This is a genomic window from Stenotrophomonas rhizophila, assembly GCF_020857975.1.
In the GTDB taxonomy this organism is placed as follows: Bacteria; Pseudomonadota; Gammaproteobacteria; order Xanthomonadales; family Xanthomonadaceae; genus Stenotrophomonas; species Stenotrophomonas rhizophila_C.
The window spans coordinates 270,062-282,398 of record NZ_JACWUO010000003.1 but is presented as its reverse complement, the minus strand read 5'-3'; the positions used below and the strand labels follow the sequence as shown (position 1 = coordinate 282,398).

The window sequence follows — 12,337 nt, the reverse complement described above, 5'->3', positions numbered from 1 at the left end:
AGGCGCGGCAGCAGCGCGGCCGGACCAGGCGCTGGGCCGCGAGATGATCCTGCATTACGTGGTCGCGCCGGACGCGATGCATCAGCTCGGCGCCCGTTTCGGTCAGGCCAGCCCGATTGTTGGTCGGCGTGATTGCCGGCCGGCTGTTGCGCCGGCGCTTCCCTAGCAGCGGTCGACGGCGAAGCAGGGGCCCGGGCTGGTGACCGGCAGACCGGATGGCGCGGGCGCAGGCCAGGCGGCGGCCGGTGCACTGCAGGTCAGGCTGGCCATGCGCCAGTGCGGTGCGCGCAGCGCGGCCGGCCGTGAGGTTGTGCCGGCCAGGCAGTCGGCGCAACGCGCGGTGCTGCCGCTGGCGCGCAGCGCCTTCTTCAAGGCGGCGTGCTCGGCCGGATGCGCGCCCAGGCCATGCAGCAGCAGGGTGCGGGCCAGCCCACAACATGCGGCCCGGCGCAGGTCACGGCCGTGGGGGGAGACGGCATGCGGGTATAGCGGACGAAGTTCCATCTGGTCCGGCTCCAGCCAGGTGTTGTACCGCAGCTACTGTGCGGTGGCGTTGTCTCAGGGACTGAGACTGGCGGTGTGCCTATCGCTTGACCGCCAGCACCCCATCCAGCGCCAGCTCGGCCTTGAAGCCGGCCTTCTCCAGCCGCTTGGCCACTTCGCGCGGCACATCGCGGCCGCTGGTGAGTTTGTTGGGCGCACCGGTGTAATGGAACATCCGTCCGCCCTTGCGGATCACCCGCGCCAGCTGGTCGTAGAACACCTGCGAATACAACTCGCCGGCAATGCCGAAGCGGGGCGGGTCGTGCAGGATGGCGTCGACCGAGGCGGTCTCCAGCGATTCGATCGCCTGCGATACATCGGCCTGGGTCAGCGACAGGCGGCCGCCGCTGCTGGCCGCGTCCGGGTCCGGCGACCACGGGTTGAGCGTGCGCAGCCAGAGCACGTCCGGGTTCTTCTCGTACGACTGGATGCGGCTGACCCCGCCTTCCAGGCAGCAGGCGGCGAAGTAGCCCAGCCCGCCGCAGGTATCGAGCACGGTCTTGCCGGCCGGGGCGATCAGCGCCACCTTGCGCCGTGCATCCTCGAACGGGGAAACCTGCGCGCTGGGCAGCATCTTGATGCCATCGATCTCGAAGGTCGGTGCGTCCCAGTCGGTGGGCACCAGCTTGATCAGGGCCGAGCCGAAGCGCGATATCGCCAGGAATTCCTCGCCGTCCCAGTAGTACAGGGTGCGGTCGCGGGTCTTGCCCGGGTAGGGGTATGGCCTGCCCTGCCACTGCCAGTGATCGGCAGCCAGGGTGGCGGTGCCGGTGGAGCGGCCAAGGTCGAGCGAGCCGGCCCATTGGCCGTGCCCGGCATCACGGGCAGCGAGCAGGGCCTCGGCAAGCGGGCGGGTCAGCAGGGGGCCGGTGTAATGGGGCACGGGAGTCGGGGCCGCCGATGCCGCAAGGCAACCGGACGACAAACTGGTCAGGGGTGGGCATCGTACCCGAGATGGGCCGGGGGCGAACCGCGCGGCTGGCCCGTGCTGCGGGCCGGAACCGGAACGGCGGCAGGTCACCTGCGCAACGGGGCCGATCGCTATAGTCTGCGGTCAGCGGTACGGCCATTCCGGGCCGTGACCAGGGAATCGATGCATGCGTGCTGTTCTGCCAACCATAGGTGCCGGTATCGGCCTGCTGCTGCTTGTCGGCCTGACCGGTTGCGCCGGCCCGGCCGACGCCCCGCATCCGGTCTCCCTGCAGGAGGTACGGTCGATCCGGATCGAGTACCGCCACGGACCGTTGCATCCGGTGGAAGAGGTGTACCAGCTGCGGCCCGGTGCCAGCCGCCGTGCCTTTGCGCGCCGCTCGCTGGTGGCTGGTGGCGCGCAGGCCGGCACGGCCGACGACGTGGTGCCGGCACAGCGGGTCGGGGAACTGCTGTGGGCGTTGTCGGCGCCGCCGGTGGCGCGCGAGCGCGGCGTGGAGGCGGTGGCGCGGCGGGTACGTCCGGCCCAGGTGCTGGCGCAGGCCAGCGCGCTCAACGCACAAGGCAAGTTGTCCTGCAGCGCCGGCGACAGGCCGCGGCACCTGCGTGCCGCCCTGCGTGGTGGCGCGCTGCGCCGGCAGGTGGACGGGTATTACGGGCCGTCGCGCTGGAGCGGTGATGCGCCATCGCTGCGGGTGGTCATCGACTATGAACATGCGCCCGCACTGGTGTTCCATTCGCAATCGCAGAAACTGCAGATGCTGCCCTGGACCCGGGAAGATCCGGTTGCCGGCACCAACGCGCCGGTAACGTTCTGGTCGGTACCGGTGAGCCAGGCCCTGTTGCGCCTGCTGCCACCGTCGTCGGAGGCGGCCCGGCGCCTGGCGGCACGCGAGGATGCGGATCTGGTCGGGCGGATCGCGCGCGCCGCCGACGCCGAATGCGCCGGCAGCAACACCGCCGCCACGCGTTGAATGCAAGCGCCGCGACCGTTCCTGTGGCGGTTGTGCGGCAACCTGCACGTGCAAGGCGAACCCTGACAGCCGGCGCCGTTGCCAGCCGACAGCAGCCTCGTTGTTTCGCTGATCGTCGCGGCGCAGGCGGGATTGCACACTGCGCGCATGTCCCAGCCAACATGCCCATGGCCAGCAGGTACCGCGTACTTCTTCAGTGCGCATCTGCGCGACAGCAGCAGCCAACTGCTGGTCGAGCACGCGCAGGCCCTGCGCCTTGCGTTCCGGGTTGCCCAGCAGGCGCGGCCGTTCCGCATCAACGCCATCGTGGTGCTGCCCGATCACCTGCATGGCATCTGGACGCTGCCGGCAGGCGATGAAGACGGCCACCGGCGCTGGGTGCAGATCCAGGCCATCTTCGACCGCCAATTGCCGGGCCTGCCACCGCGCGCGGTGCTGCGCCGCGACCGTCGCGCGCGCCCGCTCTGGCACAGCAGTTTCCGCGAACACCGCATTGTCGATGCCGAGGACCTGCGCCGGCACGTGGCGTATGTGCACCAGAACCCGGTGCGGCACGGCCATGTGCGCGACCCGGCGGCATGGCCGTACAGCTCCATCCATCGCCTGGGATGTGTGGAGCCGGTGCCATGCTGAAGTACGGTCGCCGGTTGCCGTCATGCACGCGCCTGCGGGTGGGGCGCTGTGCGCTTGCGTTGCGTGGCAGGGCGCGGCCGGGCGCGCTTGGAGAAGCGCGGGGGATGCGGCGGCGAGGCGATGAACCTACCGGAGCGGAAATCACCACGGGGATGCCGGTAGCCGTAGGCTGCCGTGCCGGTGAGGGCGTGCGGAGCGACACGTCACCCTGGCAGCGCGGCCAGCCAGCCGCCAGCGCGAAGCCTGGATGGGGCCGGGCATGGGGATCAGGACACGGCCGGCGTGCGGCTCATCTGCAGCGCGCTGCGGGTGCGCAGCGGCGGCGGCATCTGCCGCCCCGGCTGCCGCCGCCGCAACTGCACATCCGAGGCTCGCCGCTGCGGTGGTGGTGCCCGCTGCAGTGGCGGTCAGGGGCAGCGGACCTTGAACACCGGGCCGGCGCCGATCAGCACCAGCGCCATGTAATCGCTGTCCTTGGCCTTGCCCTTGAGGGTGGCACCGGCGTTGAAGTGGAAGATCCCGAAGCCACCGTTGGGGTGCACCAATGCCTTGTCGATCTGGTCGGCATCGTCCTTGAAGAAGCGGGCGATATCGGCACGGGTGGATACCTGCAACGCGGTGGGGTCGCGCTGCCACTGCTCATCGCGGTTGAACGACACAAGGTACCGGCCCTGCTGCTGTTCGATGCGGAACTCCGCCGGTTTGCGCGCGTGGGTGGCATAGCAGCCCAGCATGGGATCGGAGGAGAACACCCCGACGCCGCTGTCCTGATTGCTGCAGGCGGTCAGCAGCGGAGCGCACAGCAGCAGGCAGAGGATCGGGCGCATGGCAGCACTCCTGGGCGGGCATGGCGGTAGTGTAGACATGCCGGCGTAGCGCCCGGTGTAGAGGCCGTCGCATCACCTGACCGCAACGGTACCGCTGTCATAGCCGCACAACTTCGGGATGCAACCTTCCATTCGGGTGATTACAAGACCTGGCTCCTGAATCAAGCAGGCTACTTCAGCATTGTGATTGCCGGAGAACGGATACGGGTAGTACTGAGAAAAATAGGTGCTACACCTGTTGTCATGAAGTTGCAGGCTTGCCTGGATCGATCCGGCTTGGGAACTCTCGTAACGGGCATTGCCCCTGGCATAGAAGCTCACACCGACTTGAGCGGTTCCATTCGGAGCGTTCGCATAGACGTAGTCGATAGCGCGATCTGCAGTGCCGCGAGCGGGGGCCGGGGAAGGATCGCCGGCACTGTCCGGCAGTGGTCCTGTGCTGTTGCAGTGCCACGCGGCGGTGGTGCCGATCAGGATTGTCTCCCCTCCGGTGGCGGGATCCAGCCCCTTTTTCTTGCAAAGACGGCGATGAAAGTCCTGCGTGGCAGGGGACTGGGTATCAAAATCGTAGCGCAGATTGCCATCCTTATTGATCGTCAATTTCTGCTCGATACGGGCCAGGCTACCGTCAACGTCGGGCCAATCGATGCGTCTGAGCACGATGCGGCCACCTGTCGCATCGAACATAACGCTGTCACCCAGCGGCAGTTGTTCACTGGCAGTGCCGCGCAAGGGCAGTACCGCCAACAGTAGCAATGCATGGCGCATGGAAGTCTCCTGTTTTCAGTGCAAGGGAGCCATAGCGTGATCCTCCGCTTTGCCTGAGGATGTGCCGTCCATCAAAATCCGTACTTGCATACGCAGATTTTTTCAATCGGATTTTGTGTGCTGCCAGTCTGCGTGAATGAAGTGCCGTCGCGCACTCCGCCTGGTCATGGTTGTTGTGCCAACACACCAGCGGCCGCTGCCGGGCAGTGACGAAGCAACCGGGTGGCGACAGGACGTTAACCATGCGGGCTGGGCAGCTTTCGCTTACGGGATCGAAGGAGCACGGCAGCGCATGCCGATCGCGCGCAGCCAGCACGCTGGCCATTGCCTGGCCCGTGCAGCTTTCTCGGCATTCCGCTGGGCGCGATGACCGTTGTGCGGCAGCGACGACGACCAATAGCGGCGATCGGCGGCTCCTGCCGCGGGGCTGGGGGCCTCGGCGCTGATCGGCATGTCTGCCGCGCTGCTCAGGCCGGCGCGCCGACCTGATGCACTTCCACCGTGACATGCACCAGTTCTTCGTGCACGGCCAAGGCCTGGCGGATGTGGTCCGCGTTGAGCGCAGCGTCGGTGACGATGCTGGCGATGACCGCGTACTTGCCGCGCCCGACCTGCCAGACGTGCAGGTCGGCCAGTTGGGCGGGCCACGGGCCTTGTTCGATTACTTCGCGGACCTCGGCTACTACCGGGGCATCCATCTGCGCGTCCAGCAGCACCCGGCTGGTATCCCGCAGCAGGCCGATCGCCCAGACCGTAACCAGCACCGCGCCGACCAGGCCCATCACCGGGTCCAGCCATGCCGCGCCCCAGAGCTTGCCGCCAATCAGGGCGGCAATGGCGAGCACCGAGGTGGCGGCATCGGCGAGGACGTGCATATAGGCCGAGCGCAGGTTGAGGTCGTGGCCGGCATGGCCCGCCGCACCGTGGTCGTGGTCATGGGTGTGCCCCGGCGGATGCGCGTGCGCATGATGGTGGTGACCATGACCATGACCATGACCATGACCATGACCATGACCGTGGTCGTCGCGCAGCCACCAGGCGCACAGCAGGTTGACCGCCAGGCCCACCACCGCGATCGCAATGGCCTGGTTGTAGTGGATGGCGCTGGGGACGAACAACCGCTCGGCCGATTGCACGGCCATCAGCAGGGCCACGCCCAGCAGGGCGATGGCGCTGGTGTAGCCGCCGAGAATCTCGATCTTCCAGGTGCCGAACGCGAAGCGCCGGTCATGCGCATAGCGGCGTGCGCAGGCGTAGGCGAACACTGCCAGACCCAGGGCAAGCGCGTGGGAACTCATGTGCCAACCGTCGGCGAGTACCGCCATCGAGTTGTACCACCAGCCCCCGATGATCTCGACCACCATCATCGCCGCGGTCAGGTACAGGGCATGGCGGGTGCGGCGCTCGGCCAGCGGGTTGCCGTCGTCGAAGCGGTGGCTGTGGCGGCGGGCGTCAGCGGTGGCGGTCAGGGACATGGCGGTGGCAGGGGTCGACAGGAGGATGGGAATATACCCCCATAGGGTATATGCTCCGGCCCCATGTCGCACATCCACCACCACCGCAATGCCCTGCTGGCCCGGGTCCGGCGCATGGCCGGCCAGGTCGCCGCGCTGGAATCGGCGCTGCAGTCGACCGAGGCCGACTGCACCAACGTGCTGATGCAGGCGTCAGCGGTACGGGGCGCGGCCCACGGGCTGTTGATGGCCCTGCTGGATGAACACCTGCAGGAGCATGTGGTGGACGCGGAGGATCCCGCCGAGCGCGCTGCGCAGGCCCAGGTGCTGGTCAAGCTGCTGCGCGCCTACGGGCGCTAGCGAGCCGCCCCGGGGGGCCGCCGGGCGAAGCGGGCGTGCGCCGACGCCGGCGCCTTCAATGCCGGTGCCGGCGCCAGGCATTCCATACGTGGGTGGCGGCCAGCAGCAGGCTGCCGGCTACCGTCATCGGGGTCTCGCTGGCGTGGCTGGGCCAGCCCAGTGCACCGCCCAGCAGCAGGCCCAGGCCCGCCGCGGCGCTGGCCATGGCCAGGGCGGGCAAGCGGTGCTGCCGGTGTGCGCGCCACAGGGCGAAACCGGTCACCGGCGCGGCGATGGCGACGACCAGCGCATGCACCCATTCGGCTTCGGCCCAGGTACCCAGCAGCGGCAATGCGGCCGCCAGTAGCGGCAGGGCCAGGCAGTGCAGCAGGCACAGGCTGGACAGGGTGATGGCGCCGGCATCGAGCAGGTTGGAGGAGCGTTTCATGGAGGGGGTGTCTCGCATCAGTAATGTTATATAGTAACATTTGATTCCAGCCCGAGCCTAGCTCCGCCATGATTGTCTCCCCCGTTCCTCTTGATGCCCGTCTGCCGGTCACCGTGTTGTCCGGCTTCCTGGGCGCCGGCAAGACCACCCTGCTCAACCAGCTGCTGCGCAACCGCGAAGGCCGGCGGGTGGCGGTGATCGTCAACGACATGAGTGAGGTCAACGTCGATGCGCAGTTGGTGCGCGACGGTGGCGCGGCGTTGAGCCGGACCGAGGAAACCCTGGTGGAGTTCAGCAATGGCTGCATCTGCTGCACCCTGCGCGATGACCTGTTGCAGGAGGTCAAGCGCCTGGCCAGCGAAGGCCGCTACGACTACCTGCTGATCGAATCGACCGGGATCGCCGAGCCGTTGCCGGTGGCGGCGACCTTCCAGGTACGCGACGCCGATGGCTTCTGCCTCAACGACATCGCCCGCCTGGATACCCTGGTGACCGTGGTGGATGGGCAGCAGTTCCTGCACGACTTCAGTTCCACCGAGCGCCTGGCCGACCGCGGCCAGCAGGCCGGCGAGGACGATGTACGGGCGGTGGTCAACCTGCTGGCCGAGCAGATCGAGTTCGCCAATGTCATCGTGGTCAGCAAATGCGACCTGGTCGACGATGATCATCTGCAGTCGACCCTGGCGGTGTTGCGTGCGATCAACCGCGATGCGCGGCTGGTGTTGTCCCGGCACGGTGATGTGCCGTTGCACGAACTGCTGGACACGCACCGCTTCGATTTCATCAAGGCGCAGCTGGCCCCGGGCTGGATGCAGGCGCTGCGCGGCGAGCACAGCCCGGAAACCGAGCAGTACGGCATCACCAGTTTCGTCTACCGGTCGCGCCGGCCATTCCATCCGCAGCGGCTGGCGCGCCTGCTGGAGCACGGCTTGGGCGCGGTGATCCGCAGCAAGGGCTTCTTCTGGCTGGCCAACCGCATGGACTGGGTGGGCGAGCTGTCCAGCGTGGGCGCGGCCACCCACACCCAGGCGGCCGGCTTTTGGTACGCCGCCCGCGCGCGGGTGGACGCCGGGCTGGAAGACAGCGTGCCGCTGCTGCCGCCCCCACAGGTGCCCTATACCGACGTGGGCTGGGTGCGCCGGCAGGCGGCGTGCTGGACCGCGCCGATGCCGGACGCGGCCGATGTCGGGGATGCCGGCGAGTACCAGGCGATGCGGCGGATGTGGCACCCGTGGTGGGGCGACCGCCGCCAGGAGCTGGCGGTGATCGGGATCGAGATGGATGAGCGCGTGGTACGTGCGGCCTTCGATGCCTGCCTGTTGACCGATGTGGAACTGCGCGCCGGGCCGATGCTGTGGCAACTGCTGCCCGATGTGTTTCCGGCGTGGTCGCGCGGGGCGGCGTAATCCGCACGGACGTTGCGGCTGCGCAATTTGGAAGCCGAGGACAATGCAGTAGTTGTCGATGCCGCCGATCGGGCTGGCGGACGGGAAGTGTGCGCAAGGTAGTGTCACGCCCAGTCCCACGCAGCGGCATGGGAACTGACTCATCCAGTTGCTCTGGAGAGACCGTATTCAATCCCGTTGCAAGACCGATATCGTCCCGCTGGCAGGACCGCAGGGCTTCGGAATGCAGACATCCATACCAGTGCTGACAAGGCGTGGCTGTTGGACGATACAGCTGACCCCCAGTCTGATGTCTCCAATGAATGGACTGGAAAAGTAGTCGGAAACGAAGTTCCGGCAACGTCCGTTGTCCACATGGACAGTTGCGCTGCGCGAACCACTTTGTGAGCTTTCGTACCTTGCGCTTCCATACGAGAAGAAATTGACACCCACTTGAGCAGTTCCGCTAGGAGCTGTGGCATATACGTAGTCAATCGCCGCAGGAGATGCCGAGGATCGTGGGTTATGTGGCGCATTTTCATCACCGGAGGGAAATTCCATTTCGTCGACACAGGCCCATCCTGCGCTGCCGTCAGATAGGTGGCTTTCGCCTTTGGTCATGGGCTGGAACTGTGCGCCAAACTGGCTGCAGTACAGCTGGTGATACTTCTGGGTCTCCGGAAGTTGCGTGTCATAGCGGTAGACCCAGCTACCTTCGGGGTTGACGGTCAGCTTCTGCTCGGTCCTGATCCAGCCCCCTTCAAAATCCGGCCAAAGGCTGCTGCGCAGGACCACGCGTTGTCCATCCTCGAACACGACCCGATCCTGCGTAGGGAGTTCACCGCCGGCATGGGCTAGCAGTGGAAGTATAGCCAACATCATCAGTATCAGTGTGCGCATCGAAGTCTCCAGGTTGCGCCGTGGCAGAGGAGTAAATGTGCGCCGATCTTGGCTCTGGAACTGTGCCGTCTGGCAAGAATCTGCGGTGCGCTAACGCGTGATTTCAATTGCGACTTTCAAGGCGATAGCAAGCATTGAACATCGGCCGCGCCATGATCACTGCGTGCACGCAGCCGCGGCATCCCCACGCGCGATGCCGGGCCGCGATGCCGGTGCGGTGCGCTCACACCGCACGCAGCTCCCAGCCGGTGCTGGTGGCCTGCAGGTCGTGGGTCAGCCCCAGCGCATCGAGCAGGGCCTGGTCGTGGGAGACCGCCACCAGCGTGCCGGTGTACTGGTTGAGCATCTGTTCCAGCGCGGCCAGCGAGGGCAGGTCGAGGTGGTTGCCGGGCTCGTCGAGCAGCAGCAGTTGCGGCGGCGATTGCGCATACAGCAGCGCCGCCAATGCAGCCTTCAGGCGTTCGCCGCCACTGAGCGTGGCCAGCGGCCGCAGGCTGCGTTCGGCGTCCAGCCCGAGCAGGGCCAGTCGGGTGCGCAGCGTGGCCGGGTCGGCGCCGGGGTTGGCGTGCTGCAGCAGGTCCAGCGCGGAGCGGGTGGGCGGCAGGTCGGCCAGCGATTGATCCAGCCGCGCGCAGCTGGCCAGCCGCCGCGCCTGCCCGGACCGTGGCGGCAGCTGCCCGGCCAGCACCCGCAGCAGGGTGGACTTGCCGCTGCCGTTGCCGCCGCGCACGCCGATGCGCTGGCCCCGCTGCAGGTCCAGGTCGATGCGCTGCCAGGGGGCAGGCACCCACGGCAGTTCGGCCTGGACCAGCTCGGCCACGCGCTGCGGCCCGGGCTGCGCCGGGCTGGGGCTGAACAGCGTGATGGCCGCGGATGCGTCGACGCCGGCGGCGGCCTCCTGGACCCGCGCCTCCAGTTCCGCGCTGCGCTGGGCCTGTTGTGCCTGCCAGCGGCCGCTGCTGTTCTCGCTGCGATTCTTCATGCCGCCCAGCAGGATCGGCGCCTGGTTGGCACTGCGCGCGTCGCGCTGGCCGCGCGATTGGCGGTGCTCCAGGCGCTCGCGCTGCTCGCGCAGTGCCTGCTGCTGGTGGCGGCGTTCGCGCTTGCGCAGGGCCAGCAACTCGGTGGCTGCGGCGCGTTCTTCCTGCTTCTGCTGCGCGTACAGCGTGTAGTTGCCGCCATAGCTGCGCAGGCCCGACGACGACAGTTCGACGATGCGCTGCATCTGCTGCAGCAGGCCACGGTCGTGGCTGATCACGATCAAGCCGCCGCGCCAGGCCGACAAGGCATCCAGCAGCCGGTGGCGATGGGCGGTGTCCAGGTGGTTGCTGGGCTCATCCAGCACCAGCGCGTCGGCATCGGACAGCAGCGCGCCGGCCAGCGCCACCTGCATGGCCTGGCCGCCGCTGAGGGTGGCCGCCGGCCGTGCCGGGTCCAGCGGTGGCAGGCCGAGCAGCTGCCACTGCGCCTGCAGCTGCTGGCGCAGGTCCCAGCGCTCGCCCACGGCGCTGAAGTCGGCCGGGTCGACGCTGCCGGCCTCGATCCGGGCCAGCGCATCCAGTACCGGGGCCGCCCCGGCCAGGTCGGCGATGCGGCCGGGCAGTACGCCGCTGTGCTGGCCGAGCAGGTGCACTCGGCCGCTGCACTGGACCTGCCCGGCGCTCGGCGCGCGCTGCCCGGCCAGCAGATGGGCGAGCACGCTCTTGCCGACCCCGTTGCGCCCGACCACGCCGGTCGGGGTGGTGTCGAAGCTGGCGTTGATATCGGAAAACAGCACGCGCCCGTCGGGCAGGGTGCAGGTCACGCGGTCGAGCGTGAGGGAAAATGCGGTCATGCGACCTCCATGGATGCCGTGGACGGCTCCCTGCGGGCAGGGGGCAGCAACACTGGCCGTCAAGCGACGGCGGAGCATCAATGGCGCATGCGGGCATACCTCATTACACAGGCGACTGGCTGTCGCAACGCCAGTATAGGTTCGGCCGCCGTGGTGGCGATGAATGCCTGCTGTTCAGCAGCTCACGCCGGTCAGCCGGGCGCTGATGAAGTCGATCAGCACCCGCAGCTTGGGCAGCACGTGGCGACCCGACGGCCACAGCAGGTGGAAGGTGCCGCAGGCGTGGACCTGCTCGGCCAGCACCCGCACCAGGCGCCCGTCGGCCAGTGCCTGGCGCGCGGAATGCTCGGGAATGTAGGCGATGCCGCGCCCATCCAGGGCGAAGGCCATGCGCGCTTCGATGGTGTTGCTGACCATGGCCACCGGCAGCTCCAGCGCGGGCGCGTCCGGTTCGCGCGGCAGTGGCCATGGCTCCAGCTTGCCGCTGCTGGGAAAACGGTAGTGCAGGCAGTCGTGCTGCAGCAGGTCGCGCGGGGTCTGCGGGGTACCGCGCGCAGCCAGGTAGGCCGGGGCGGCGACCAGGTAGCGGGGGAATACGCCGAGCCGGCGCGCGCTGAGCCGCGAATCGGTGGGCTCGCCGACCCGCAGCACGGCGTCGAAGCCTTCCTCGATCACATCGACCAGGCGGTCGTCGAAATCCAGCTCCAGGCGGATGCCCGGGTAGGCGGCCATGAATGCCGACAGGATCGGCAGCGACAGGTCGCCCACCAGCGGCAGCCCCAGCCGCAGCACGCCGCAGGGGGCGGCTGCCTGCTGGGCCAGTTCGGTGCGGCCGGCGTCCAGTTCGTCCAGGATGCGCCGGCAGCGCAGCAGGAAACGCTCGCCCTCGGCGGTGAGGGTGATGCTGCGGGTGCTGCGGTGGAACAGGCGCACGCCCAGCGCCTGCTCCAGGCGGCTGACGGTCTTGCCGGCGGCCGAGGCGGATACGCCGAGCAGGCGCCCGGTTTCGACGAAGCTGCGGGTGTCGGCCACGTGCACGAAGGTCTGCAGGTTGCCGAGGTTTTCCAGTGCCGACATGGGCCGCACTCAGGGGGAAAACAGCCACTCTAGCGGCCCGCAGGGGCGGCGGGGGCATGCCGGTGGGACGCAGTGGTGCGCGGCGGGCAGCGATGGGCTGCATCCCTTGCCAGTACGGGGCGCAGCACAATTGCGGAATGCGGTGTCCTGAATGTACGGAGCCCGGACCGGGTGTTTCCCGGCCGGGTGAACGCCGAGCATGGCGCTCCCTTCCTGCTGGACCCT

At 68.1% G+C, this 12,337-nt stretch carries 13 protein-coding genes; 4 read left to right on the top strand and 9 right to left on the bottom strand.

Annotated elements, in window-relative coordinates; all coding sequences use genetic code 11:
- Positions 1–162: 162 nt before the first annotated feature.
- On the bottom strand, positions 163–504 hold the full coding sequence (locus tag IC535_RS05035; protein WP_228885818.1) for a hypothetical protein: 342 nt from the start codon (positions 502–504) through the stop codon (positions 163–165).
- Between the two features lie 79 nt (positions 505–583).
- The gene (locus IC535_RS05030; RefSeq protein ID WP_228885817.1) at positions 584–1,426 is read right to left on the bottom strand and encodes a class I SAM-dependent methyltransferase; all 843 of its coding nucleotides are present in this window, start codon (positions 1,424–1,426) and stop codon (positions 584–586) included.
- Positions 1,427–1,640: 214 nt separating this feature from the next.
- Between IC535_RS05030 and IC535_RS05025 the strand changes: the two genes are divergently transcribed.
- Positions 1,641–2,447, top strand: a complete 807-nt coding sequence (locus IC535_RS05025) for a hypothetical protein (protein ID WP_228885816.1) — start codon at positions 1,641–1,643, stop codon at positions 2,445–2,447.
- A 147-nt stretch (positions 2,448–2,594) separates the two neighbouring features.
- The gene (locus IC535_RS05020; protein ID WP_228885815.1) at positions 2,595–3,080 is read left to right on the top strand and encodes an REP-associated tyrosine transposase; all 486 of its coding nucleotides are present in this window, start codon (positions 2,595–2,597) and stop codon (positions 3,078–3,080) included.
- 407 nt (positions 3,081–3,487) lie between these two features.
- Here IC535_RS05020 and IC535_RS05015 read toward each other — a convergent pair whose 3' ends face one another.
- From IC535_RS05015 to dmeF, 3 genes are all read right to left on the bottom strand, one after another.
- Positions 3,488–3,907, bottom strand: a complete 420-nt coding sequence (locus IC535_RS05015; protein ID WP_228885814.1) for a hypothetical protein — start codon at positions 3,905–3,907, stop codon at positions 3,488–3,490.
- A 72-nt stretch (positions 3,908–3,979) separates the two neighbouring features.
- On the bottom strand, positions 3,980–4,675 hold the full coding sequence (locus IC535_RS05010; RefSeq protein WP_228885812.1) for a hypothetical protein: 696 nt from the start codon (positions 4,673–4,675) through the stop codon (positions 3,980–3,982).
- A gap of 467 nt (positions 4,676–5,142) precedes the next feature.
- Positions 5,143–6,150: a CDF family Co(II)/Ni(II) efflux transporter DmeF gene (gene dmeF, locus IC535_RS05005; RefSeq protein WP_228885811.1), complete on the bottom strand. Its 1,008-nt coding sequence runs from the start codon at positions 6,148–6,150 to the stop codon at positions 5,143–5,145.
- Between the two features lie 63 nt (positions 6,151–6,213).
- Here dmeF and IC535_RS05000 point away from each other — a divergent pair, with 63 nt between their 5' ends.
- Positions 6,214–6,489 (top strand): metal/formaldehyde-sensitive transcriptional repressor, encoded by a 276-nt coding sequence (locus tag IC535_RS05000; RefSeq protein WP_228885810.1) that lies wholly within the window; start codon positions 6,214–6,216, stop codon positions 6,487–6,489.
- A 55-nt stretch (positions 6,490–6,544) separates the two neighbouring features.
- Here the strand turns inward: IC535_RS05000 and IC535_RS04995 are convergent, their stop codons facing one another.
- Positions 6,545–6,916 (bottom strand): MerC domain-containing protein, encoded by a 372-nt coding sequence (locus IC535_RS04995; protein WP_228885809.1) that lies wholly within the window; start codon positions 6,914–6,916, stop codon positions 6,545–6,547.
- A 68-nt stretch (positions 6,917–6,984) separates the two neighbouring features.
- Here IC535_RS04995 and IC535_RS04990 point away from each other — a divergent pair, with 68 nt between their 5' ends.
- Positions 6,985–8,322 carry a GTP-binding protein gene (locus tag IC535_RS04990; protein WP_228885808.1) on the top strand — a complete coding sequence of 446 codons (1,338 nt, stop codon included), beginning with the start codon at positions 6,985–6,987 and terminating at the stop codon, positions 8,320–8,322.
- A 168-nt stretch (positions 8,323–8,490) separates the two neighbouring features.
- Here IC535_RS04990 and IC535_RS04985 read toward each other — a convergent pair whose 3' ends face one another.
- The 3 genes from IC535_RS04985 to IC535_RS04975 all read right to left on the bottom strand — a co-directional run bounded on the left by IC535_RS04985 (position 8,491) and on the right by IC535_RS04975 (position 12,112).
- On the bottom strand, positions 8,491–9,201 hold the full coding sequence (locus IC535_RS04985) for a hypothetical protein (protein ID WP_228885807.1): 711 nt from the start codon (positions 9,199–9,201) through the stop codon (positions 8,491–8,493).
- A 223-nt stretch (positions 9,202–9,424) separates the two neighbouring features.
- Positions 9,425–11,035, bottom strand: coding sequence for an ATP-binding cassette domain-containing protein (locus tag IC535_RS04980; RefSeq protein WP_228885806.1), 1,611 nt, complete (start codon positions 11,033–11,035; stop codon positions 9,425–9,427).
- Positions 11,036–11,209: 174 nt separating this feature from the next.
- Positions 11,210–12,112, bottom strand: a complete 903-nt coding sequence (locus IC535_RS04975) for a LysR family transcriptional regulator (protein ID WP_228885805.1) — start codon at positions 12,110–12,112, stop codon at positions 11,210–11,212.
- Positions 12,113–12,337 lie beyond the last annotated feature (225 nt).

Bases quoted from the DNA above. Each gene is read 5' to 3' on its own strand.
- IC535_RS05035 (WP_228885818.1), bottom strand. From the start codon at position 504: ATGGAACTTCGTCCGCTATACCCGCATGCCGTCTCCCCCCACGGCCGT.
- IC535_RS05025 (WP_228885816.1), top strand. From the start codon at position 1,641: ATGCGTGCTGTTCTGCCAACCATAGGTGCCGGTATCGGCCTGCTGCTG.
- IC535_RS05020 (WP_228885815.1), top strand. From the start codon at position 2,595: ATGTCCCAGCCAACATGCCCATGGCCAGCAGGTACCGCGTACTTCTTC.
- IC535_RS05015 (WP_228885814.1), bottom strand. From the start codon at position 3,907: ATGCGCCCGATCCTCTGCCTGCTGCTGTGCGCTCCGCTGCTGACCGCC.
- IC535_RS05010 (WP_228885812.1), bottom strand. From the start codon at position 4,675: ATGCGCCATGCATTGCTACTGTTGGCGGTACTGCCCTTGCGCGGCACT.
- dmeF (WP_228885811.1), bottom strand. From the start codon at position 6,150: ATGTCCCTGACCGCCACCGCTGACGCCCGCCGCCACAGCCACCGCTTC.
- IC535_RS05000 (WP_228885810.1), top strand. From the start codon at position 6,214: ATGTCGCACATCCACCACCACCGCAATGCCCTGCTGGCCCGGGTCCGG.
- IC535_RS04995 (WP_228885809.1), bottom strand. From the start codon at position 6,916: ATGAAACGCTCCTCCAACCTGCTCGATGCCGGCGCCATCACCCTGTCC.
- IC535_RS04990 (WP_228885808.1), top strand. From the start codon at position 6,985: ATGATTGTCTCCCCCGTTCCTCTTGATGCCCGTCTGCCGGTCACCGTG.
- IC535_RS04985 (WP_228885807.1), bottom strand. From the start codon at position 9,201: ATGCGCACACTGATACTGATGATGTTGGCTATACTTCCACTGCTAGCC.
- IC535_RS04980 (WP_228885806.1), bottom strand. From the start codon at position 11,035: ATGACCGCATTTTCCCTCACGCTCGACCGCGTGACCTGCACCCTGCCC.
- IC535_RS04975 (WP_228885805.1), bottom strand. From the start codon at position 12,112: ATGTCGGCACTGGAAAACCTCGGCAACCTGCAGACCTTCGTGCACGTG.